Source organism: Microbispora sp. NPDC046933 (assembly GCF_040644635.1).
Classification (GTDB): domain Bacteria; phylum Actinomycetota; class Actinomycetes; order Streptosporangiales; family Streptosporangiaceae; genus Microbispora.
In genome coordinates this window covers 278,502-300,611 of sequence record NZ_JBEYWW010000002.1, presented here as the reverse complement: position 1 = coordinate 300,611, position 22,110 = coordinate 278,502, and the positions used below count along the sequence as shown (strand labels likewise).

The 22,110-nt window shown below is 71.6% G+C and carries 22 protein-coding genes; 7 read left to right on the top strand and 15 right to left on the bottom strand.

The window, feature by feature from the left end; all coding sequences use genetic code 11:
* Window positions 1-391: 391 nt before the first annotated feature.
* The 5 genes from ABZ857_RS03825 to ABZ857_RS03805 form a co-directional block, all read right to left on the bottom strand.
* A complete protein-coding gene (locus ABZ857_RS03825) occupies window positions 392-1,150 on the bottom strand; it encodes a type II secretion system F family protein (protein ID WP_357037002.1) in 759 nt (252 codons plus the stop codon).
* Between the two features lie 225 nt (window positions 1,151-1,375).
* On the bottom strand, window positions 1,376-2,116 hold the full coding sequence (locus ABZ857_RS03820; RefSeq protein WP_357036998.1) for a type II secretion system F family protein: 741 nt from the start codon (window positions 2,114-2,116) through the stop codon (window positions 1,376-1,378).
* A gap of 187 nt (window positions 2,117-2,303) precedes the next feature.
* Complete coding sequence (locus tag ABZ857_RS03815; RefSeq protein ID WP_357036995.1) at window positions 2,304-3,482, bottom strand: TadA family conjugal transfer-associated ATPase; 1,179 nt, start codon at window positions 3,480-3,482, stop codon at window positions 2,304-2,306.
* Complete coding sequence (gene ssd / locus ABZ857_RS03810; protein ID WP_357036992.1) at window positions 3,479-4,567, bottom strand: septum site-determining protein Ssd; 1,089 nt, start codon at window positions 4,565-4,567, stop codon at window positions 3,479-3,481. The genes ABZ857_RS03815 and ssd overlap by 4 nt, the downstream gene beginning before the upstream one ends.
* Window positions 4,568-5,410: 843 nt before the next feature.
* Window positions 5,411-6,187 carry an oxidoreductase gene (locus tag ABZ857_RS03805; protein WP_357036989.1) on the bottom strand — a complete coding sequence of 259 codons (777 nt, stop codon included), beginning with the start codon at window positions 6,185-6,187 and terminating at the stop codon, window positions 5,411-5,413.
* Window positions 6,188-6,448: 261 nt separating this feature from the next.
* Here ABZ857_RS03805 and acs point away from each other — a divergent pair, with 261 nt between their 5' ends.
* From acs to ABZ857_RS03785, 4 genes are all read left to right on the top strand, one after another.
* Complete coding sequence (acs, locus tag ABZ857_RS03800) at window positions 6,449-8,425, top strand: acetate--CoA ligase (protein WP_357036986.1); 1,977 nt, start codon at window positions 6,449-6,451, stop codon at window positions 8,423-8,425.
* A gap of 353 nt (window positions 8,426-8,778) precedes the next feature.
* Window positions 8,779-9,279 (top strand): phage holin family protein, encoded by a 501-nt coding sequence (locus ABZ857_RS03795; RefSeq protein WP_357036983.1) that lies wholly within the window; start codon window positions 8,779-8,781, stop codon window positions 9,277-9,279.
* The gene (locus tag ABZ857_RS03790) at window positions 9,269-10,189 is read left to right on the top strand and encodes an alpha/beta hydrolase (protein WP_357036980.1); all 921 of its coding nucleotides are present in this window, start codon (window positions 9,269-9,271) and stop codon (window positions 10,187-10,189) included. The genes ABZ857_RS03795 and ABZ857_RS03790 overlap by 11 nt, the downstream gene beginning before the upstream one ends.
* Window positions 10,190-10,597: 408 nt before the next feature.
* Window positions 10,598-10,984, top strand: coding sequence for a DUF309 domain-containing protein (locus tag ABZ857_RS03785; protein WP_357036977.1), 387 nt, complete (start codon window positions 10,598-10,600; stop codon window positions 10,982-10,984).
* Between the two features lie 227 nt (window positions 10,985-11,211).
* Here ABZ857_RS03785 and ABZ857_RS03780 read toward each other — a convergent pair whose 3' ends face one another.
* From ABZ857_RS03780 to nth, 4 genes are all read right to left on the bottom strand, one after another.
* Entirely contained in the window at window positions 11,212-12,039 is an 828-nt protein-coding gene (locus tag ABZ857_RS03780) for a hypothetical protein (protein WP_357036974.1), read from the bottom strand.
* A gap of 84 nt (window positions 12,040-12,123) precedes the next feature.
* Complete coding sequence (locus ABZ857_RS03775; protein ID WP_357036971.1) at window positions 12,124-13,314, bottom strand: MarP family serine protease; 1,191 nt, start codon at window positions 13,312-13,314, stop codon at window positions 12,124-12,126.
* A gap of 89 nt (window positions 13,315-13,403) precedes the next feature.
* On the bottom strand, window positions 13,404-14,057 hold the full coding sequence (locus ABZ857_RS03770; protein ID WP_357036968.1) for a CoA pyrophosphatase: 654 nt from the start codon (window positions 14,055-14,057) through the stop codon (window positions 13,404-13,406).
* A gap of 97 nt (window positions 14,058-14,154) precedes the next feature.
* Window positions 14,155-14,892, bottom strand: coding sequence for an endonuclease III (gene nth, locus ABZ857_RS03765; RefSeq protein WP_357036965.1), 738 nt, complete (start codon window positions 14,890-14,892; stop codon window positions 14,155-14,157).
* Between the two features lie 341 nt (window positions 14,893-15,233).
* On the opposite strand from nth, the gene ABZ857_RS03760 reads away from it, so the two are divergent.
* Complete coding sequence (locus ABZ857_RS03760) at window positions 15,234-15,914, top strand: Crp/Fnr family transcriptional regulator (RefSeq protein ID WP_030506761.1); 681 nt, start codon at window positions 15,234-15,236, stop codon at window positions 15,912-15,914.
* A gap of 4 nt (window positions 15,915-15,918) precedes the next feature.
* On the opposite strand, the gene ABZ857_RS03755 is transcribed toward ABZ857_RS03760, so the two are convergent.
* The 5 genes from ABZ857_RS03755 to ABZ857_RS03735 form a co-directional block, all read right to left on the bottom strand.
* On the bottom strand, window positions 15,919-16,728 hold the full coding sequence (locus ABZ857_RS03755) for an MBL fold metallo-hydrolase (protein WP_357036962.1): 810 nt from the start codon (window positions 16,726-16,728) through the stop codon (window positions 15,919-15,921).
* Complete coding sequence (locus ABZ857_RS03750) at window positions 16,725-17,549, bottom strand: NUDIX domain-containing protein (protein WP_357036960.1); 825 nt, start codon at window positions 17,547-17,549, stop codon at window positions 16,725-16,727. The genes ABZ857_RS03755 and ABZ857_RS03750 overlap by 4 nt, the downstream gene beginning before the upstream one ends.
* Window positions 17,550-17,642: 93 nt before the next feature.
* Window positions 17,643-18,104, bottom strand: coding sequence for a RidA family protein (locus tag ABZ857_RS03745; RefSeq protein WP_079313707.1), 462 nt, complete (start codon window positions 18,102-18,104; stop codon window positions 17,643-17,645).
* Window positions 18,104-18,256 (bottom strand): DUF4177 domain-containing protein, encoded by a 153-nt coding sequence (locus ABZ857_RS03740; RefSeq protein WP_076440089.1) that lies wholly within the window; start codon window positions 18,254-18,256, stop codon window positions 18,104-18,106. Before ABZ857_RS03740 ends, ABZ857_RS03745 begins: the two co-directional genes overlap by 1 nt.
* A 37-nt stretch (window positions 18,257-18,293) precedes the next feature.
* Window positions 18,294-19,250: a slipin family protein gene (locus ABZ857_RS03735; protein ID WP_357036956.1), complete on the bottom strand. Its 957-nt coding sequence runs from the start codon at window positions 19,248-19,250 to the stop codon at window positions 18,294-18,296.
* 186 nt (window positions 19,251-19,436) lie between these two features.
* Between ABZ857_RS03735 and ABZ857_RS03730 the strand changes: the two genes are divergently transcribed.
* The gene (locus ABZ857_RS03730) at window positions 19,437-20,477 is read left to right on the top strand and encodes an ArsA-related P-loop ATPase (RefSeq protein ID WP_357036953.1); all 1,041 of its coding nucleotides are present in this window, start codon (window positions 19,437-19,439) and stop codon (window positions 20,475-20,477) included.
* 43 nt (window positions 20,478-20,520) lie between these two features.
* Window positions 20,521-21,669: an ArsA family ATPase gene (locus ABZ857_RS03725; protein ID WP_357036950.1), complete on the top strand. Its 1,149-nt coding sequence runs from the start codon at window positions 20,521-20,523 to the stop codon at window positions 21,667-21,669.
* Window positions 21,670-21,717: 48 nt separating this feature from the next.
* Here the strand turns inward: ABZ857_RS03725 and ABZ857_RS03720 are convergent, their stop codons facing one another.
* Entirely contained in the window at window positions 21,718-22,014 is a 297-nt protein-coding gene (locus ABZ857_RS03720) for a WhiB family transcriptional regulator (protein WP_030506755.1), read from the bottom strand.
* Window positions 22,015-22,110 lie beyond the last annotated feature (96 nt).

The window sequence follows — 22,110 nt, the reverse complement described above, 5'->3', positions numbered from 1 at the left end:
GCGCCCGGGGCGGCCGAACAACCCCCTTCCTACGGAGCGCACGAGGGCCGCCCATCGTGCCGGCCGTGCCCTGTGACGGCCCACAGCGTCACCGGCTCGCCACCGGAGGATCATGCCCCTCTGATTCCTCCGGCCGGTCGCGGCGTGCTTGCTCATCGGTCCTCCTGACCCCGCTGGGGGCGGCCCCTCCGCCCGCGCTGGGGCCAGACTGCGGGATGGCGGACGGCGGGATTCGGGCCGAGCGTGGTTCTGTGGACAAGAGCCCTGCCAACGCAGTTGTCCACAGCCACAGCACCCTCGCCTGTGAATCAACAACCAGCGATTGGAGAGCTTCCAAGCCATTTGCGCCCCCTGCTGTCCACAGGTGTGGATGACAGTGTCCACAGGTTGTTCATGGCAGGAGGATCTGGCCCGCCAGCCCCGCGACCATGGGGATGATCCCCAGGAAGACGAAGGCCGGCAGAAAGCAGAGCCCAAGCGGCGCGACGGCGTGAACGCCCACCCTTCGTGCCGCGGCCGAGGCCGTCGCCCGAGCCGTACGCCGGGCGTCGTCGGCGAGCCGGGTGAGGACGTCTGCGACCGGCGCACCGCTCTGGGCAGCCCGGATCATCGTTCTGGACAGGGCGGCGAGCGCCGGTTCATCGGACAGAGCGGCCCACGCCTCCTCAGGAGGAGCACCCAGGCGCATCTGAGCACCGGCCCACGAGAGGCGCTCACCCACCGGGCCCGCGATCGCGACGGCGGTCGTCTCGACGGCCCCGCTCATCGGTTGTCCGGCCCGGAGACAGGCGACGATCAGATCGACGGCGAACGGAAGGTCGGCGCTCATGTCCCTCCGGCGGCGCCTGACTTCGGCGGGTTCCCGCCTGCGAACGGCGACGAACAAGCCGATGGCCGTCACCGCCCCCGCGAGCACCCCCACCGGGCCACCGAGAAGCAGGAAAAGCGCGAATCCCACGGGTGCCGCGACTGCCACCCCCCGACGTGACGCGCTCGCGCCCACCGGCGTGGCGCCCGGTGATCCCCGGGCGGGCGCCTCCGGTGACGACCCCGACGACGCGATGGCGTTCAGGCGCACGGCCGGCGAACGAGCAACCGGCCATGCCAGCATCGCCAGCGTGGTCAGGACCCCGGCCAGTACGGCGATCATGTCTCGCCCCCCTTCCCAGCAGGACAACCGGATTCAGCAGGACAACCGGCGTCGCCTTCTATTTCGACGGCCGTCCTCTCTCACCACTCGCGACAGCCGTCGCCTGTTCACCACGGACGAAAGCCGCCGGCCAGGCCACACCGCTGCGACAGCCGCTGGCCACACCGTCGCGACAGGCGCGCACTCGCGAGAGCCGCTGGCGCTGGCCGATCACGGCATTTCTGATCACGGTGCCGTCAGGTCCTCCGCCCGGACGACGAGCCTGCGGGTCCACCAAACGCCGGCGGCGTCGAGGGCGAGCCCGACGACCAGGCAGGCGAACCCCGCCGGGCCGCCGAACAGGAACGCCACCGGATTCATGCCGAGTCCGGCGGCCATCAGCAGGCCGAGCACGGGCAGGCCCGCCAGCATCCGAGCGGTCGCCCGAGGTCCGGAAAGCTGGGCGGCCACCTCCTCTCGATGGGCCTGTGCCTCCCGCAGAGACGCGCACACCCGTTCCACCAGCGCGGTCAGGCCACCGCCCACGGCCATGCTCACCCGCCAGCACGCGGCCAGCCGGACCAGGCCCTCGCCACCACGGACGGGCGCCGCGTGCAACAGGGCCGCGGCGACGTCGCCGCCGTCACGGGCGGCGGCGACCACCGGGGCGAGTGCGGCCGCGTCGGGTGGGCTGACCGAGGAGACCGCACGCGCGAGGGCGTCACCGGGAGTCCTGCCCGCCGACAGCTCGGCTGCCAGGCTCTGGCACAGCTCGACGGACGCCGCACGCCAGGCCGCCGCCGTCGCCCCTGGCCGTGGACGGCGGGCAAGTGCCGCCCAGAGCCCGCGCATGTCCCTCGGCCGCCGCGTTCCGGTGAGCGATGCCAGGCGTGTCCTCCCGGCGTCCGGCCCGGCCCACACCCAGGCGGCGATGGCGGCGGCGAGCACCGCGACCAGCCCCGTGACCAGCCCTCCCGGCGGCGTCATGACAGCCCTCCCGGCAGCGAGGCACCGGCCAGGAGCGTCGCCCCGCGACCGCCGGCCCGGTGCGACAGGCCCACCCGCGACGACACGGCACGCCCTTCCCGCTGCGGCCGACCCGCCCGGAACGCGCTTCGGCGTCCGCTGCGGCGCGAAGGAGCACCTGGCGGCGGCGAAGGAGCACCTGGCGACGTCATGACGGCCAGGACGCGGGGCAGCGTGCTCGTAGCGCGTCGAAGGACGGGCCCCGGCACGCCCGGCCGTCCGGGTCGAAGGTCAGAGCCGGAACCGCCGTCACCAGACCGGACGAGCCGCGTTCGAGCACGCAGATCTCCGACACGCGGCGACGGCCGCCGCCCGCCTCCCGCACGAGGTGGATGACGAGGTCGAGCGCGGCGGCGATCTGGCTGTGCACCGCCTCTCGGGACAGCCCCGCCGCGCAGGCCAGAGCCTCCAGCCTCGCGGGCACGTCCGCCGCGTTGTTGGCGTGCAGCGTGCCGCAGCCACCCTCGTGACCGGTGTTGAGCGCCGCCAGCAAGTCGACGACTTCCGCTCCGCGCACCTCACCCACCACGAGGCGGTCGGGGCGCATCCGGAGGGCCTGCCGTACGAGATCGCGCAACCCGACCCCGCCCGCGCCTTCCAGGTTCGGCGGCCGGGCCTCCAGCCGTACGACGTGCGGGTGCTGGGGCTGCAACTCGGCGGAGTCCTCGACCAGCAGCAGGCGCTCCGCCGGACCCGCGAGGGAGAGCATGGCGCTCAACACGGTCGTCTTACCGGTGCCGGTGCCCCCGGTGACCAGGAACGCCAGCCGCGCCGCCATGATCGCGCGGAGCACGGCGGCTCCGCCCTCCGCGGCGAGCTCCTCCACCGTGAACGCCCGCCGTGACGGCAGCCGCAGGGACAGGCAGGTCCCCTCTGCCGCGATCGGCGGGAGGACCGCGTGCAGGCGCACGCCGCCGGCCAGCCGGGCGTCCACGTAGGGGCAGGCGTCGTCAAGACGGCGCCCGGCCGCCGCGGCCAGACGCTGGGCCAGCCTGCGGACCTCGTCGTCTCCCGGAAACGTGACGCTCGTCCTGCGCAGGCCGTCCCCGTCGTCCACCCACACCTCGCGAGGCCCGTTGACGAGGACGTCCGTGACGCCCGGCTCGGCCAGCAGGGCTTCGAGCGGGCCCGCGCCGATGAGATGGGCGCGCAGCGTTCGTGCGACAGCCAGAATCTCGGCGTCACCGAGCACGGCCCGCTCCGCGCGCAGGGCCGCCGCCACCTGTGCCTCGCTCGGAGCCGCACCGGTCTGCGACAGCCGTACGCGAACCGCCTCGAACAGATCCGCGCCGACCCCCGGAACGGTCACCGGGCCTTCGCGGGTCATGGGCCACCCGCCCCGGCGGACGGCCGGCCGGTCCTGCCGGTGTGGGACAACCCGCCCACGAGTGACTCGAGCAGCTCCCCGCAGAAGCGGCCCAATGGGGATCGGCGCAGCGGCGGCGGATCTCCCCGATCCAGCGTCTCCACGAGTCCGCGCACCTCCGGGAGCACGCCCGCGCACGGGACCGACAGAGAGGCCGCGACGACCTCCGGATCGAGCGTTCCGGCGCGCATCACCAGGCGCAGGTCGCCGGTCCCCGGCCGGAGCAGCGTCACCGTCTGGGCCGCCGCGAGCGCTCCTCGCAGGTCCGCGGGAACGACGACGATCGTCGCCGCGGCCCTGGCGAGCGCCTCCGCCTCGCCTTCGCCGACATGCCGGGGCAGGTCGACCACAACCAGGTCGCAGCCGCGCCGCGCGGCGTCGAGCACGACGCGCATCGCCTCCCGGGGGATGCGCACCGGCTCGCCGCGATGCGCCGACAACACGGTGAGCTCCCCGAAGGTGGGCAGCGCCTCCTGGAGCGCGGCGAAGCTCACCCTGCCTTCCCGCCCGACGACGTCGGGCCAGCGGGCGCCCAGGGCCTCCTCCTGACCGAGCAGCACGTCGATGCCGCCGCCGAGCGGGTCGGCGTCGACGAGGAGCGTGCGCAGCCCGCCGCGGGACGCCGTCAGCGCCAGGGAGGCCGCGAGGACGGTGGCTCCGGCGCCGCCCTTCCCTGCGGCGATGCACAGGACCGTGCCGGCCCTGGTCGCGGGCTCGGCGGCGTCGCCGAACTCCTCCACGAGGAGCCGCTCGGCCTCGGGCAACTCCAACACGGTGTGCGCCCCGACGGCGACGCACCTGCGCCACATGTCGGGGTCGTCGGCCGTCCGCGTCACGACGACCACGTTCTGCCGGGGCGGCGGCCCCGTGGCGGCGAGGTCGTCGGCCAGGTCACTGCCGACCACGACCAGCGGCGCCCGGATCCAGTACGGCCGGGCGTGGGCGGCCGCCTGGGCCACGTCGAGTTCGACGCCCGCGGCGGCCGCGATGCGGAGCAGATCGTCGAGGAGTTCCTGATCGTCGGTTATGGCCAGTGGGCGTGGCATCGGTGTCTCCCTGTCGTCCGGGACGACTCGGCGTCCGGGAGGACCACGATGCGATGGGCCGCGACCGGCCCGGGAGAGCGAACCGCGTTCTGTGGACGAAGCCCGGCCTGTGGACAGGACCGAGCAGTTAGGGGCGTCCGCTACTCGCCACAGCCAGGTTGGTCCAAAAGGGCGACCCCCGCCGGGGGGGAGAGCGGGGGTCGCCTGGCGGTCCGGCTCTGGGGGGGTAGAGCCGGTCCCGTATTACAAGAAAGCTTTAAACAAGGAACCAGGGCATGGCAAGGGTTCCAGCACCCCCAAGGGACGCACGCCGTTCCGTATGGAGAGACACACGGTATGGTGCCTGATCACGAGAGGTACGTCGAGGACCCTCTCCCATCTGAGTAAAATTTTTTCCCAGAGTCAGTGTGGCATGTCGACAGGCACGGTCGCAACGGGTGCGAGCGGCGGCCACGAGGAGTCACCGATGACACCTCATCGTGCCGACAAACGGCATCAATGGGGACAAAAGTGCAGGATTGACCTCAAGGGACTCGGTAAAGCTCTTGAAGGTAGGGGTTTCCATCCCAGGGAAACGGACGTAAAAAGGGATTACGGACCTGCGGGTCCGCGTACGGCATCGGGTACCCACGCGCGACCAGCCGCGGGAGGCGTGTCGAGACGGGCTTGACCCGCTCCGACAGATTCAGGTGCACGCTTGGTAACCCGGTGACACGTACCGGCGACGGCGTTCCATACCAGGGACGCCGTCCGCTTTGTCCACGCCAGCGCCTTCGTCCACACCGACGCCCTTGTCACAGGCCGATGTCCACCACGGCCCCGCCGCGGACCGCAAGAGGCGGATCAGCGGGACATGGCCTCGCAGATCGCCGTCGTCTCGCGGACGCCGAGGACGACCGCCGAGGCGCAGTGCCTCACCCACGTGCCGACGCCCTCCCCCGTGCCCTTGAGATACGCCCTGAGGCCCTCGGCGTACGCGTCGCCGAGATCGGCGTGGCCCACCTCGACGGCGGCGAGCGACTTCGGATCGAGGCCGAGGTCGACCAGCGTGAGCCGCTCCGCGGCGCGGGCGACCAGGCCGTCGGCCACGCCGAAGGGACGCAGCACCGCCAGCTCCGCGTGCACGATCGCGGCGAGCACGAGGGCGGGCGCCGAGGTGGAACCCGTGACCAGCCCGGCGAGGGCCGACATGCGCGCCGCGGTCTCCTCCGCTCCGGGCGCCGGTCCGAGCCCGAGCGGATCGGCGGTCGTGGGCGTGGTCCGGGGCCTGCCGGGGTCGGCGGTCAGCCCGGCCGCGGCCAGCGCGTGCAGCCGGGCGAGGACCTGCCGCGGCGCCGACCGCCACGTCGGGGCCAACCGGCCGAGTTCGGCCGAGGCGCGCAGCGCACCCTGCACGACGGGGTCGGTCACCTCGCCCAGGCGCAGCGGCTCCAGCGGCACGTCCACGCCCTCGATCGCGGCGGAGGCGCGCGCGCCGCGCAGGGCCGACTCCGCCGATACCTCCGGACTGCGCCGGCGCAGCACCCGGTGCCGGTAGAGCCGGTCGACGGCCTCTCGGGCCTCCTGTACGGCCTCGGGCACGCCGGGCAGCCCGGCGATCACGGCCAGGGGATCGCTCACAGCCCCCGACCATACCCGCCGGTAAGGAGTCGTTCGCCGAGGAGGTGCGGCCGTTCAGCGCACAAAAGCGACGCCGGTCTCGGCCGCCTTCACAGCTGTCGCTAAGTTTGCAGGCCATAGCCCTATTACCGGACAAAACACGCCTGCCCCGATTACTTGTACTTGACACCGCTCGCCTGGTGAAGTGGGACACGACATACCCCAGCTTGGCCGAGGCGGCCGAACGAGAGACAACCTTTAGACGCTGTGAAGGAGCACGGAGTGGCCACCGAGACCCCCGGTCAGGAAACCCAGGAGACGCTGTCGAACCTGCTGAGCGAGACGCGCCGGTTCGAGCCCCCGGCGGACCTGGCGTCGGCCGCGAACGTCACGGCGGACGCCTACGAGGAGGCCGCCCAGGACCGGCTCGCCTTCTGGGAGCGCGCCGCGGAGCGGCTGACGTGGGCGGAGCGCTGGGACACCACGCTTGAATGGAAGCCGCCCTTCGCCAAGTGGTTCATCGGCGGCAAGCTGAACGTCGCCTACAACTGCGTCGACCGCCATGTGGAGGCCGGCCGGGGCGACAAGGTCGCCTACTACTGGGAGGGCGAGCCGGAGGGCGACAGCCGTACGATCACCTACGCCGACCTGCAGAAGGAGGTCGCGAAGGCGGCGAACGCGCTGCAGGAGCTGGGGGTGCGCAAGGGCGACCGGGTCGCGGTCTACATGCCGATGATCCCCGAGCTGCCGATCACCCTGCTGGCCTGCGCCCGGATCGGGGCGATCCACTCGGTGGTCTTCGGCGGCTTCTCCGCCTCCGCCCTGAAGAGCCGCATCGAGGACGCGGACGCGAAGGTCGTCGTCACGGCCGACGGCGGCTTCCGCCGCGGCGCGCCCAGCGCGCTCAAGCCGACGGTCGACGAGGCGGTCGCCGAGTGTCCCGGCGTCGAGCACGTCGTCGTGGTGCGCAGGACCGGCCAGGACGTCGCGGTCACGGAGCGGGACGTGTGGTGGCACGACCTCGTGGACCGCCAGCCGGCCGAGCACGAGCCGGTGCCGCACGACGCCGAGGACCCGCTGTACATCCTCTACACCAGCGGCACGACCGGGAAGCCGAAGGGCATCCTGCACACCACCGGCGGTTACCTCACCCAGGTCGCCTGGACCCACCACGCGGTCTTCGACCTCAAGCCCGACAGCGACATCTACTGGTGCACGGCCGACATCGGCTGGGTCACCGGGCACTCCTACATCGTGTACGGCCCGCTCGCCAACGGCGCGACCAGCGTGATCTACGAGGGCACCCCGGACACCCCGCACCGCGGCCGTTTCTGGGAGATCGTGCAGAAGTACAAGGTCACGATCCTCTACACCGCCCCCACCGCGATCCGTACGTTCATGAAGTGGGGCGACGACATCCCCGCGAAGTTCGACATGTCGTCCCTGCGGGTGCTCGGGTCGGTCGGCGAGCCCATCAACCCCGAGGCGTACGTCTGGTACCGCGAGCACATCGGCGCCAACCGCTGCCCGGTGGTGGACACATGGTGGCAGACGGAGACCGGCGGCATCATGATCAGCCCGCTCCCCGGTGTCACGGCCGCCAAGCCCGGCGCCGCCATGCAGCCGCTGCCCGGCATCGCGGCCGACGTGGTCGACGACCAGGGCAACTCGGTGCCGAACGGCGGCGGCGGCTTCCTCGTGGTCCGCGAGCCCTGGCCGTCCATGCTCCGAACCATCTGGGGCGACGACAAGCGCTACGTCGACACCTACTGGTCGCGGTTCGAGGGGATGTACTTCCCCGGCGACGGCGCCAAGCGCGACGAGGACGGCGACCTGTGGCTGCTCGGCCGGGTGGACGACGTCATGCTGGTCTCCGGGCACAACATCTCCACGACCGAGGTCGAGAGCGCGCTGGTCAGCCACCCGAAGGTGGCCGAGGCGGCCGTCGTGGGCGCCACCGACCCGGTGACCGGCCAGGCCATCGTGGCCTTCGTGATCCTGCGCGGCAGCGCGGAGGAGAGCGACGACATCGCCTCCGAGCTGCGCGCCCACGTGGCCAAGACGCTCGGCCCGATCGCCAAGCCGCGGCAGATCCTGGTCGTGCCCGAGCTGCCGAAGACCCGCTCCGGCAAGATCATGCGCCGGCTGCTGCGCGACGTGGCGGAGAACCGCTCGCTCGGCGACGTCACCACGCTGACCGACAGCTCGGTCATGAACCTGATCGCGGAGAAGCTGCCCAGCGCCAAGAGCGACGACTGATCGCGAGCCGCCCGATCTCATGAGGAAGGCGTGGACGAACGGCGTCCACGCCTTTCCTCGTCTCCACGCCCGCACGGGGGGCCGCGTCCGAGAAGTCCCCAGTGCCCGTGCGGAATCTCCGGTGCCCGTATGGAATCCCCGGTGCCCGTACGGGCGCCGGAGCCCCGCGGCCGCGCGCTTCGCCGCGACGAGGAGCGGGCAGATCGCCTGAGGCGTCTATTCCGGCCGTGTGCGGGCAGGTCCCCGCCTACGCGGCCTTCGGGCCGCCGTCATCCACAGGCGAGGGGGCTTCACGTGCACGTGCGCGGACGGGCACGAGATGATGTTTGATAGTCGCAGATAGGAGATCGCTCATGCCCGAGGACGAATCGCTCGGTGCGCTGGTCGCCCAGGCGAGCCATCACATCTCGACCCTCGTACGGTCGGAGATCGAGCTGGCGAAGGCCGAGCTGAAGTTCGACGCGAAGCGGGTCGGCGTGGCAGCCGGGCTGTTCGGCGCCGCGGCCTTCATCGGGCATCTGTGCCTGATCCTGGCCTCGTTCGCGATCGCGTACGCCCTCGTGGCCGCGGGGCTGGCCACGTGGCTCGCGTTCACGATCGTCACCGTGTTCTACCTCCTGATGGCCGGGTTGCTGGTCCTCGTCGGCTACCGCCGGCTCAAGGGGCTGACCGGCATGAAGCGCACCAGGCGGAGCCTGCGCGGCCTGGCGGGCCCGGAAGAGGCGGAGGAGGAGCTGCCGGAGAAGGTTCCGGCCCCCGCGCCGCGGCCCGCTGCCCCGGCGCCACCGCCGTACACCGGCCCCACCGCCGGGCAGGTGGGCGCCCACCGGGAGTCCGTGAGCGATGCCGGTTGACGAGACGCTGACGGAGGTCGACGGCCCCTGGACACACCGGGTGGTCCACGCGGGCGGTGTGCGGTTCCACGTGGCGGAGGCCGGGGAGGGGCCGCTGGTCCTGCTGCTGCACGGGTTCCCCCAGTTCTGGTGGACCTGGCGGCACCAGCTTCCGGCGCTGGCGGAGGCCGGCTACCGGGCCGTCGCCGTCGACCTGCGCGGTTACGGCACCAGCGACAAGCCGCCGCGCGGATACGACCTGCCCACGCTGGCCGTGGACGCGGCGGGCCTGGTGCGCGCGCTCGGCGAGACGAGCGCGATCGTGGTGGGCCATGACTGGGGCGGGCTGCTGGGCTGGACGATGGGCGTCCTCGACCCCAAGGTGGTCCGGCGGCTGGTCCCGGTGTCGGCGCCGCATCCGCTGCGCCTGCGGTCCGCGCTGTTCACCGACCCGCTCGGGCAGCTCAAGGCCAGCCGCTACGCCCTGGGGTTCCAGCTCCCCTTCCTGCCGGAGCGGAAGCTCACCCGCAAGGGCGGCGCCGCGGTGGGCAGGCTCGTCGAGAGGTGGGCCGGGCCGCAGTGGCCCGGTGACGGCGTGACGCGGGTGTACCGGGAGGCGATGCGGCTCCCGACGGTGGCGCACTGCGCGCTGGAGTACTACCGCTGGTTCGCCCGGTCCCAGATACGCCCGGACGGCTTCCGCTACGCACGTCAGATGCGCGCGGAGATCGAGGCGCCGACGCTGCAACTGCACGGCGCGCTCGACCCGTGCGTCCTTCCGCGGACCGCCCAGGGCTCCAGCAGGTTCGTGGCCGCGCCGTACCGGTGGCGGCTGATCGAGGGCGCCGGGCATTTCCCGCACGAGGAGCGCCCCGAGCAGTTCAACGCCGAACTGATCTCCTGGCTCTCCGACCCCGAACCTGACCGCTGAACCCGACCGCCGAACCCGACCGCTGAATTCGACCGCCGAACCCGACCGCGGGATCCGACCGCTGGATCCGACCGCTGGATCCGACCGCTGACCTGGCGTCCGGTGCCGGGCTTTGTCCCTCCGTCGCCGGTCTCACCCGTCGTGACCGCCCCAGGCGGCCGTCCCCGGCTGCCGGATCGGTACCCGTGATCTTGAAGAAGATAGTAGAAATGTGCCCTGAAGTGGCCCAACTTCCTGGTTGATCTCCGGTGTTCCGGGAGATCGCCGCCGCTTCGGCCGCTCTGAACCGCCCACGCGCCCTGCGGAGAGACCATGCGTGACCGTGATGAAGCGGGTCGCCCCCGCAATGCACGCCCTCGCGACGAGTACGGCAGGCCGCTCCCGAAAGGCGCAGAGGGAGTGCCCCGGGTGCCGGACGACTACGCCCCCGCCGCCGAGGAGGCGCTGGAGGAGGCCAGGAAGCTGCTGGCGGCCGGCCGCCCGTTCCACGCCCACGAGGTGCTGGAGGCCCGCTGGAAGACCGGCCCGGCCGAGGAACGCGAGTTGTGGCAGGGGCTCGCGCAGATATGCGTCGGTCTCACGCACATCCAGCGCGGCAACCTCTCCGGCGCGGCCGCCCTGCTGACCCGTGGATCCGCCCGGCTCGCGGTGTACGGCTCCACCCGGCCCTACGGGCTGGACCTGCGGGCCCTGGCCGTGCAGGCCGACGCGATCACGACCGCCGTCGACGAGGGGAACGCCGACGCCGGCTCGGCCATCGCCACCGTGCTTACCCTCCTGACCCCCGCCGGGTGACTGGTGCTGTGACCGCATAGGTTCGCCGGGTTGGCCGTTGTGGCGGTTGGACGTGCGGCGACATCCGATCCTGCGGCAGCGCGGGAGGGGTGGCTGCTGACCGAGCCGGGCCTCTCTGTTTCCGACCGTCCGGACCGGCCGACCGGGCTTCGGCACCGCCGGCTCGACGGGCCTGCCTGTCCTCTGATCTCTCGGTTTGCCGGCCGCGGAGAATCGCGGCTCCGAAGCTACTCGCAGTAGGCGCGGCCACCGAACCGGCCCAGTGCCGTGCGCATGGTGTGCAGCAGCGCGGTGCGCTCCGCACCGCCCGAGGCTACGTACAGCCGGGCCACAGAGCATTTGTAGGAGGTCGCGCAGTTGTGGCGCTTCTTCAGCGCGTCGATCTGTGCCCGCTCCGCGGTTCCGGCCTGCGCGTCCTTGAACTCCACCATCAGGGCATGGCAGGGGCCGCTGGGCTCGACGCGGATGCGGTGCACCAGCGCCCAAGGGATGGAGAAGGATGTGTCCGCCGCGCGTATCCAGCGCTTGTCCACGACGGTCAGACCGATGTGGTCCACGATGAGCAGGTCCTTGCCCTCCGCCCCGGCGGTCAAGAAGAGCAAGGTGGCCATGAACCCCCCGATGATCGCATACATCTGGAGGATCACCCCTACCGAGAGATGCTTGTGGCTCTCTCCTGTGATCGTGTCCATGCCCAACCCGACGACGAGAGTGATCGCGGCCAAGCCTGCGCCTTTGAACGCGCTGGCCAGCCGCTTGGCGATCCGTATCCAGGGCGTGGTCAGCTCCACGATCACCGGGCTTTCTTCTCCTGCGGCCGGGGACGTTTCGGGTCGGGCCCGGCCGGGATCGGACGCGGCCGCCGGTGCGGGGATGTGCGCACGCTGGTCGGAAGCGCCGGTGGGGGGCAGCGCCGCGGCCAGGGAGGCCACCGCGACGATGAACGAGCCGGCGCCCGCGATCCAGGACAGCGTCTCCAGGTCACTCAGGAACAGGGCCACCGCCACCACCGCACATGCCGCAGCAGCCGAGGCGCCCACCCATACCAACCGCATGCGCGCATTCTGCCGCCTGGTGCTCGCGACGACAGGCAGTTCCGGCTACCTCGCCTTCACCATCACAGCAAGCCGAACGACTGGCTAGTCGCAGTCCTGGGTGCCCACGCGGACGACGGCGCCGCTGCCGTCCTTGGCGTCGGGCATGACCTCCTCCGCGGTGAGGGCGTAGCCCGTCTCCGGCTGGTCCGTCGCGGCGGCGAAGATCACTCCGAACACCCGGCCGTCCGGGCTCAGCAGCGGCCCGCCCGAGTTGCCCGGCTGGACCTTGCCCCGGATGGCGTAGACCTCGCGCTCCACCTTGCGCTGGTTGTAGATGTCGTACGACTCGGCCCGCTGCTTGATCCTGACGCGCGCGGCGAGCGGCGTGAAGGGGTGTCCCTTCGGATAGCCGGCGATGATCGCGCTGTCGCCCTTGTCGGCGTTCATGTCGAAGCGCAGCGCGTTGATCGGAAGGCCCGGGACGAACAGGACCGCGATGTCGCGTTCGGGGTTGTACAGCACGACCCGGGCGTCGTACTGGTTGCCGTCGTAGTCGGTCACCCGCAGCCCCTCGGTGACCCCGGCGACCACGTGGGCGTTGGTCATGATCCGCTGGCGCGCGTAGACGAACCCGGTGCCCTCGATGCGCTTGCGGCAGCTCGGGGCTGTGCCCTGCACCTTGACGATCGCCCTGCGGGCCCGGACGAGGGCCGGGCTGCTGTTGATCAGGCTCTGGTCCGGCGGGGGCACGTTCTGGCCGCCGATGGAGGTGATGACCTGCGGCCACTCCGACGTGCTGACGAAGTCCCTGAAGGGTTTCTGCATGTCCCGCACGCCGTCCGGAATGGCCTCGTCGACCGTCTGCCACACGACGGAGCCGTTGATCTGGTCCTTGATCAGCGGCTGGCCGAAGCTCATCGAGATCATCAGGGAGCCGAGCAGCCAGGCGATGGCCAGCACCGACAGACCGCTGGCGACCGAACCGCCGAAGGCGTCGACGGCCTTGGCCGGCTCCCACGTGACGTGGCTGCGGGCCACCGCGCCGATCGTCGAGGACGCGAACTGCCCGATCGTCGCCGCCAGGAAGACGATGACGATGGCTAACAGGGCCCTCTCGATGTCCCCGCTGACGATCGCTCCGGCCAGGGGCGGCGCGATGAACAGCCCCAGGAGGGCGCCACCGACGAATCCGATGAAGCTGAAGGCCCCGATGATGAAGCCCTGCCGGTAACCGGATACCGCGAAGGCCACCACCAGGCCGATCAGGATGAGATCCAGAAGATCGCCGCGCACAGTTTCCACGGTATAGGCACGCCACTCGTCGTGTGCGGGCGTCTGCCGGGTCTCGTCGCCATCCGCGGCGTACGGGCCCCCGCGGCGGCTCAGCCCCGCGCGGCCAGGTCGAGGACCTCGGGGGGAAGATCCTCGACCCGCGACCGGTCCCAGGGACGCTCGAAGCCGGCCGCGGTCAGCACCCCGTCCAGCACGCCGGCGGTGAACCCCCACACGAGCAGGCCGCGTACACGGAACGCCACGGAGGGGACGATGCCGCGCGGGTGGCGCAGCCGCAGCCGGTTGGCCGGGTCCACCAGTTCCGCTACCGGCACCCGCTCGACGGTCTCGACCTCGTCGGGAGACGCGGCGTGCACGGCGCAGGGCGTGTGCCACCAGGCGAGCACGGGGGTCACCCGGTTGTCGCTGCGCCAGACGTAGAGCTCGGGCATGGTCCCGACGACCTCGACGCCCGAGGGGTCGAGCCCGGTCTCCTCCTGGGCCTCGCGCAGGGCCGCGCCGACGGGGCCGTCGTCGTCGGGATCGACGCCGCCGCCGGGGAACGCGGGCTGACCGGCGTGCACCCGGCCCTTCGAGCTGCGCTGGATGAGCAGGATGTCGGGCCCTTCCGGCCCTTCGCCGAACAGCAACAGCACCGCCGCCGAGCGGCCGGCGCCGTTCGCGGGCGGTCGCAACGCGGTGGGAACAGGGCTGTGCGCGGCCTTCGCGGCCAGCTCCGTCAACCAGGGGGGAGCCACGACCACCTCCACATCGTCACACCGCTGTCACACCGGGCACGCGCGGGCCCAGGCGTGCCGTACAACCACGCGAGAGCACGCGAGCTTCCCGATCACCGCGTATTCACGAGAACGGGCCCGGCCGCACCAGCTTGCGCGCCTCGTCCGCGTCGGTCGGGCCCGTGCCGTACGACGGGCAGAGCGCGGCGAGGGGACACACGCCGCAGGCGGGCTTCCTGGCGTGGCAGATGCGCCGGCCGTGCCAGATCAGCCGATGCGACAGCATCGTCCACTCGGACTTGGGGATCAGCTCGCCGACCTCGTGCTCGATCTTCACGGGATCGGTCTCGGTCGTCCAGCCGAAGCGCTTCGTCAGCCGCTGGAAGTGCGTGTCGACGGTGATTCCCGGGACGCCGAAGGCGTTGCCGAGCACGACGTTCGCGGTCTTGCGGCCCACGCCGGGGAGCTTGACCAGGTCGACCAGCTTGCCCGGAACCTCCCCCTTGTGGCGCTCACAGAGGGCCTGCGCCATCCCGATGATGCTGTTGGCCTTCGCCCGGAAGAACCCGGTCGACTTGATGATCTCTTCCAGTTCGGCGCGGTCCGCACCGGCATAGTCGGCCGCGGTCCGATACTTCGCGAAGAGCACCGGAGTGACCATGTTGACCCTCTTGTCGGTGCACTGCGCCGACAGGATCGTGGCGATCAGCAGCTCCAGAGGGTTGCCGAAGTCGAGTTCGCAGTGGGCGTCGGGGTAGGTCTCGGCCAGGATCCGGTTGATTCGCCGCGCCCGCCGCACGAGTCCCAGGCGGGTCTCGGCCTGGCGCTGGCGCCGTCGGGGAGCGGCCGTGTTCGTCGCCATGCCGCAAGCGTAGGGCCTCGCGCCCCCGGCCCGCTCCCAGGTCATGGCTTGCCACACATGCCACATATGCAGCCTGTATTTGCCAATTTGTCCCTACGCAGCGCAATACACTGTGCCCGTAGGGGGACGACCGGCTACCCGAGCTGGTCGAGCAGCAATGGGCGTCAGGATAGGTTTTCGCCAAGATTGTGTTGTTTCGCCAGGCACGACGCACACGAGTGCGAGCCGGGACCTACGCCCATGCGACGTAACGGGACACCCCGTAATGCGCCGTGGAAGGCGTGGGTCACAATGGCTAGCACGGAGCCGGCGACCGAGCGCGCCCGCAGCAAGGAGGCACCGTGAGCACCGAGGAAGTACTGAGCAAGGCGCCGCTGTTCTCCGCGCTCGACCGCGAGAGCGCCGCGGCTCTGCGTACGAGCATCACCGAGGTGGAGCTGCCCAAGGGCCGCACCCTCTTCAGTGAGAACGAGACGGGCGACCGGCTCTACGTGGTGCTCGAAGGAAAGATCAAACTGGCGCGTACCGCCCCGGACGGCCGGGAGAACCTGCTGAGCGTGCTCGGCCCCGGCGAGATGTTCGGCGAGCTGTCGCTGTTCGACCCCCGCCCGCGTACGGCCTCGGCGATCGCGCTGACCGACGTGCGCCTGGCGGGGCTGGGCCACGACGACCTGCGGCCGTGGCTGACCGGCCGGCCCGAGGTCGCCCTCCACCTGCTGCGGGCCCTGGCCCAGCGGCTGCGCCGCACCAACGACGTGCTCGCGGACCTCGTCTTCACCGACGTGCCGGGCCGGGTCGCCAAGCAGCTCCTGGACCTGGCCGACCGCTTCGGGCAGAAGACCGACGACGGCATCCGGGTGCACCACGACCTCACCCAGGAGGAGCTCGCCCAGCTCGTGGGCGCCTCTCGGGAGACGGTCAACAAGGCCCTGGCCGACTTCGCCCAGCGCGGCTGGCTGCGCATCGAGGCCAAGGCCGTGGTGATCATGGACAGGGAGCGGCTCTTCAACCGCTCCCGCTGAGCCGCTAGAGCGTCTTGAGGTAGTCGAGCTGGGCCGCCACCGACATCTCGGCGGCCGGCCACAGTGACCGGTCGATCTCGGCGTAGACCATCTCGACGATCTCGCGCGCGTCCCTGGCGCCCCTGCGGATCGCCTCGCGGATCTGGTCAAGCCGCTCACGCCGGTGGGCGATGTACGCGTCGAGCACCCCGGCCGGATCGGGCAGGACGGGCCCGTGACCGGGCAGCAGCGCCGTGGCCTCCAGGATCTCGGCGCCGTGCCTGAGCCGGTCCAGGCTGCGCAGGTAGTCGCCGAGGTCCCCGTCGGGAGCGATCACGGTCGTCCCCCGGCCGAGGATGGTGTCACCGGTCAGCATCGCCCGGTCGCCGGGCAGCCAGAAGCACAACGAGTCGAACGAGTGGCCCGGCGTGCCGACGACCCGCACCTCCACGTCGCCCGCCGTCACCACGTCGCCGTCCACCAGGCCCTCCTCGCCCAGGCGGTGGCGGGGGTCGAGCGCCCGCACCGGCGCGCCGAGCATCCGCGCGAGCGCCCCCGCGCCCTCGCTGTGGTCGGGGTGGCCGTGCGTGAGCAGGACGGCGGTCACCCGGCGGCCGTCCACCCGCTCGGCGACCCGCCGCAGGTGCGCCTCGTCGTCCGGGCCGGGGTCCACGACCAGTACGGCGTCCGCCCCGCCGACGATCCACGTGTTGGTGCCGTCGAGGGTCATCGGCGACGGGTTGGGCGCCAGCACGTTCACGGCGCTCGCCGTGCCCGCGCCGTCGAGACCGCCGGAGCCGTCCGGGCCCTCCACCGGGATCTGCAGGCCGCTCACTCGGCCGCCTTTCCTGTCTCGGGAATCATGAGCACCATCCGCCCGTCCACCTCGGCGGGCTCCGGCAGGACGGTCGTGATCGACCGGGGACAGGCGAGCACGTCGCCGGACGACTCGAACGCCGCCATCTCGGCCAGTGTGCGGAAGGTGGGCGGCAGCATGTGCGCCGTTCCCGCCCTCGCGGCGGCCAGCGCGTCCCCCGGCCGCATCCAGGCCACCCCGGACGCCTCCCCGCCCACGTCACGCGTACGCTGCCCGGGCGGCAGCGCCGCCACGAAGAAGCGGGTGTCGAAGCGCCGGGGCTCCACGACCGGGGTGATCCAGTGCGCCCACGCCTTGAGCAGATCGGACCTGAGCACGAGACCGCGCCGGTCGAGGAACTCGGCGAACGACAGCGTGCGCGCGATCAGCGCGAGGCGGTCGGCCTCCCAGTCCGGGCCGGTCGTGTCCGTCACCACCGTGTCCGGGCCCGGCCCGGCCAGGAGCACGCCCGACTCCTCGAACGTCTCGCGTACGGCGGCGCAGACGAGGCCCCGGGCCGTGCTCTCGCCGGCCCGGAAGACCTCGCCCCACTCGGCGGGCGACGGGCCCGCCCAGGCAACGGCGTGGTCGGCGTCCCGCGGGTCGACCGATCCGCCGGGGAACACGTAGGCGCCGGCGGCGAAGGCCATCGTGGCCTTGCGCCTGAGGAGGTACACCTCCAGGGGGTCGTCACGCAGCAGCACCACCGTGGCCGCGTCCCTGGCGGGGACGGGAGCCAGGCGGCCGGCGAGGATCTCCCGCGCCCGCTCGCCGACCTCGCCGGGCAGCGGAAACCCCATGAGGCCCTCCAGAACAACGATCGGGTCAACCGGCCCCCATGCTCCCCCACGCCTTCACGGAACCGCAAACCCCGGTTCCGGCCGGCCGGACGGTCAGCGGACCTCCGCGATGACCTCCACCTCGACCGGGGCGTCGAGCGGGAGGACCGCCACGCCGACCGCGCTCCTCGCGTGCTTGCCCGCCTCGCCGAACACCTCGCCGAGCAGTTCGCTGGCGCCGTTGACGACCTGCGGCTGCCCGGTGAAACCGGGAGCGCTCGCGACGAACCCGACCACCTTCACGATCCTTACGACCTGCGACAGGTCGCCCACCAGCGCCTTGATGGCCGCCAAGGCGTTGACCGCGCAGATGCGCGCCTGTTCCTTGGCCTCCTCGGCCGACACCTCCGCGCCGACCTTGCCGGTCACGCCCAGCTCGCCCTTGACGAGCGGAAGCTGGCCGGAGGTGTAGACGTGGTCGCCCGTCCGTACGGCGGGCACGTACGCGGCCAGCGGGGGCACGACCTCGGGCAACGCGAGCCCGAGCTCGGCGAGCCGCTCCTCCGGGGTCGCCATCACTTCGGCCGCTTCATGTAGGCGACCAGCTGCTCGGGGTTGGGCCCCGGGATGACCGAGACGAGCTCCCACCCGTCTTCGCCCCAGTTGTCCAGAATCTGCTTCGTGGCGTGCGTGAGCAACGGCACGGTGACGTATTCCCACTTGGTCATGGGCAAAGGCTATCGAGGCACGGCACGCCGGGGACGCTCAGGAACGCGGTTCGGGCCGGGGAGCGTGGGCGGGCACGTCGAACGCCGTTCCCGGCAGGTCGGCCGGAGCGTCGATGGCGGGCAGCTCGTCCAGCGCCTCCTCGACAGGCTCGGGCTCCTCGGCCTTCTGTGTGGCGGCGGGCGCCTCGGCGGGAGCCATCTTGTCGAAGAAACGCAGCAACTCGACCGGCAGCGGCATGACCAGCGTGCTGTTCTTCTCGGCCGCGACCTCCACCACGGTCTGCAGCATGCGCAGTTGCAGGGCCGCCGGGTCCGACGACATCTGCCGTGCGGCGGCGGCCAGCCGCTTGGACGCCTGGAACTCGCCGTCGGCCGTGATGATCCGGGCGCGCCGCTCCCGCTCGGCCTCCGCCTGCCGCGACATCGACCTCTTCATGCCCTCGGGCAGCGCCACGTCCTTGATCTCGACCCGCTCGATCCGGATGCCCCACGGCCCCTCGGTCGGCTCGTCGATGACGGCCTTGAGCTGGGCGTTCAGCGCGTCCCTGTCCGACAGCAACTGGTCCAGCTCCGACTGGCCGATCACCGACCGCAGCGACGTCTGGGCCACCTGCGAGACGGCGAAGAGGTAGTTCTGGACGTTGACGACCGCCTTGATCGGGTCGATCACCCGGAAGTAGACCACGGCGTCGACGCGGACCGACACGTTGTCCCTGGTGATGCCCTCCTGCGCGGGCACCCCCATCGTGACGATCTGCATGTTGACTTTTTGCATGCGGTCCACGATCGGGACGATCAGGTGGAGACCGGGCCCCCGCACCTCCTGCTGGATCCGGCCGAGCCGGAACACGATCCCGGTCTCGTACTGCTGGACGATCCGCACACCCCGGGCCACCGCGACGAGCAGGGCGAACCCCAGGACCACGACCAGCGTCAACAGCACCGACTCCACGGCCGGCACCTCCTTCGTCGACCCGATTGGGCGAGCGCCCATTGTCGAACCCTTACCCAATCGACGCGCAAGCCGTACCTCGGGTTTCGATGGAGGACGACCCCCGCGAATCGGCAGGTAACCCTTGGGTAGCCTTCCTCACGTGGGCGAGTGGAGCAGGCACGCCGACGGGAACCACCGCGCGACGACCCGCGCACGCGATCTCGCCGGCCGTCCGGAGGAGGCACGGTGAGTCAGCCGACCAGCAGTCGCGGCGGGAGCAACGGGGAGGCCCGTGACACCGACTGGGACGGCGTGCGCCTGCACGTGGTGAGCGGCAAGGGCGGCACCGGGAAGACGACGGTCGCCGCGGCGCTCGCGCTGGCCCTGGCCGCGGGCGGGCGCAAGGTGCTGCTCGTCGAGGTCGAGGGACGGCAGGGCATCGCCCAGGCGTTCGACCTGCCGCCGCTGCCGTACGAGGAGCGCAAGATCGCCGTGGCGCCCGGCGGCGGGGACGTGTACGCGCTGGCCGTCGACCCCGAAGAGGCCATGCTCGAATACCTGGAGATGTTCTACGGCATCAAGCGCGTGGGCAAGGCGCTGACCCGCATGGGCGTGGTCGACTTCGCCACGACCATCGCCCCCGGCCTGCGGGACGTCCTGGTCACCGGCAAGACCAGTGAGGCCGTACGGCGCCGCGACAAGCTGGGCCGGAGGGTGTACGACGCGATCGTCATGGACGCGCCCCCGACCGGCCGGATCGCCCGCTTCCTGAACGTGACGCAGGAGGTCGCGGGGCTGGCCCGGGTCGGGCCCATCAAGAACCACGCCGACCTCGTGCGGGGCGTCCTCGCCTCCCCGGAGACGGCGGTCCACTTCGTGACGCTCCTGGAGGAGATGCCCGTCCAGGAGACGCTGGACGGCATCGAGGAGCTGCGTACGACCGGCCTGCCGGTCGGCGGCGTGTTCGTCAACATGGTGCGCCCCGCCGGGCTGCCGGAGGGCGTGCTGGAGGCGGCCGGCCAGGGCCGGTTCGACTCCGCCGAGCTCGCGCTCGGCCTCAAGGCGGCCGGGCTGACGGACGGCAGGGCCGACGCCTCCGCGGTCGCCGAGGCGCTCGCCCGTGAGGTGATCGAGCACGCCCAGCGGACCGAGCTGGAAAAGCGCGAGCGCGTCGCGTTGGAGGAGGCCGCCGTGCCGCGGTACGACCTGCCGCTGCTGCCCGACGGCGCCGACCTGGCCGGGCTCTACGAGCTGGCCGACGCGCTGCGGGCCCAGTGTGTCGCGTGAACTGTGCGCGGCGTGACCTTGTGATCGAGTGAGAGGCTGAGCTGTGACCAGGACGGCGCCCGCGCTGGACATCGACGCGATCTTGGATGATCCGGACACCCGGATCATCGTGTGCTGCGGCTCGGGCGGTGTCGGCAAGACCACGACGGCCGCGGCCCTCGGGCTGCGCGCCGCCGAGCGGGGCCGCTCGGCGGTCGTCCTGACCGTGGACCCCGCCAGGCGGCTGGCCCAGGCGATGGGCCTGACCGAGCTCGACAACACCCCGAGGCGCGTGAACGGCGTGAACGGCGTGGACGGCGCCGGAGAGGCCGGCGGCGAGCTGCACGCGATGATGCTCGACATGAAGCGGACCTTCGACGAGATCATCGAGGCTCACGCCGATCCCGAGCGTGCGCAGCAGATCCTGACGAACCCCTTCTACCAGTCGCTGTCGTCCAGCTTCTCCGGCACGCAGGAGTACATGGCGATGGAGAAGCTGGGCCAATTGCGCCGCTCGAACGAGTGGGACCTGATCGTGGTGGACACCCCGCCGTCGCGGTCGGCGCTCGACTTCCTCGACGCCCCAGAGCGCCTCGGCCGGTTCCTGGACGGCAGGCTGATCCGCATACTCACGGCACCGGCCAAGGCCGGCGGGCGCAGCGCGTTCAAGCTGCTCAACGCCGGCTTCGGGATGGTCGCGGGCATCCTGACCAAGGTGATCGGGGCCCAGGTGCTCCGGGACATCCAGATGTTCGTCACCGCGCTCGACGCGGTGTTCGGCGGTTTCCGCCAGCGTGCCGAGCAGACGTACCGGCTGCTGCAGGCGCCGGGCACGGCGTTCCTCGTCGTCGCCGCGCCGGAGCGCGACGCGATGCGCGAGGCGTCCTACTTCGTCGAGCGGCTGGCCGACGAGCGCATGCCGCTGGCCGGGCTCGTCGTCAACCGCGTGCACCGGCCGCTTGCGCCGTCGCTGTCGGCGGCGCGCAGCTCCGCGGCCGCCGAGGACCTGGACGGCAGGGGCGAGCACGAGCTGACCGCGGCCGTGCTGCGACTGCACGCCGGAAGGATGCAGCTCGCCGCCCGGGAGCAGCGCCAGCAGGAGCACTTCACCTCGGCCCATCCGACGGTGCCCATCGCGCAGGTGCCCGCGATGCCCGAGGATGTGCACGATCTGGCGGGACTCCGCCAGATCGGGCAACTCCTCGCGTCCTGAAGGCCTGTCGTCAGGCGTCCCGTTTGGCCGCGGGACGCCTGACCGAGTTCAGCCGGCGATCAGTTCGTTCGTCCGCTCGTACTCTTCCTTGGCGGACTCCAGCAGGTCGCGCCAGGACTCCACATCCGGCCTGCGCCTGAGCAGCGCGCGCCGTTCCCTCTCCGTCATCCCGCCCCACACCCCGAATTCGATGCGGTTGTCCAGCGCATCGGCGAGGCATTCGGTACGGACGGGGCATCCACGGCAGATGAGCTTGGCCCGGTTCTGGGCGGCGCCTTGCACGAAGAGTGCGTCAGGATCCGCACCTCGGCAGGCGGCACGGGAGGTCCAATCCGTGATCCACATGTTCGACCCCACTCCCCTTAGGTGGTCAGTCGTCGTTTCGGCCGACGGGCGCGGGCGTCGGGCCTCCTGGTTGCAGTAGCCGCAGAGGAGAAAGTA

Coding starts and splice junctions, on each gene's coding strand:
- ssd (WP_357036992.1), bottom strand. CDS start 4,567: ATGCCACGCCCACTGGCCATAACCGACGATCAGGAACTCCTCGACGAT.
- ABZ857_RS03815 (WP_357036995.1), bottom strand. CDS start 3,482: ATGACCCGCGAAGGCCCGGTGACCGTTCCGGGGGTCGGCGCGGATCTG.
- ABZ857_RS03790 (WP_357036980.1), top strand. CDS start 9,269: ATGCCGGTTGACGAGACGCTGACGGAGGTCGACGGCCCCTGGACACAC.
- ABZ857_RS03825 (WP_357037002.1), bottom strand. CDS start 1,150: ATGATCGCCGTACTGGCCGGGGTCCTGACCACGCTGGCGATGCTGGCA.
- ABZ857_RS03820 (WP_357036998.1), bottom strand. CDS start 2,116: ATGACGCCGCCGGGAGGGCTGGTCACGGGGCTGGTCGCGGTGCTCGCC.
- nth (WP_357036965.1), bottom strand. CDS start 14,892: ATGGCGACGAACACGGCCGCTCCCCGACGGCGCCAGCGCCAGGCCGAG.
- ABZ857_RS03750 (WP_357036960.1), bottom strand. CDS start 17,549: ATGGGGTTTCCGCTGCCCGGCGAGGTCGGCGAGCGGGCGCGGGAGATC.
- ABZ857_RS03740 (WP_076440089.1), bottom strand. CDS start 18,256: ATGACCAAGTGGGAATACGTCACCGTGCCGTTGCTCACGCACGCCACG.
- ABZ857_RS03745 (WP_079313707.1), bottom strand. CDS start 18,104: ATGGCGACCCCGGAGGAGCGGCTCGCCGAGCTCGGGCTCGCGTTGCCC.
- ABZ857_RS03795 (WP_357036983.1), top strand. CDS start 8,779: ATGCCCGAGGACGAATCGCTCGGTGCGCTGGTCGCCCAGGCGAGCCAT.
- ABZ857_RS03720 (WP_030506755.1), bottom strand. CDS start 22,014: ATGTGGATCACGGATTGGACCTCCCGTGCCGCCTGCCGAGGTGCGGAT.
- ABZ857_RS03780 (WP_357036974.1), bottom strand. CDS start 12,039: ATGCGGTTGGTATGGGTGGGCGCCTCGGCTGCTGCGGCATGTGCGGTG.
- ABZ857_RS03735 (WP_357036956.1), bottom strand. CDS start 19,250: ATGGGCGCTCGCCCAATCGGGTCGACGAAGGAGGTGCCGGCCGTGGAG.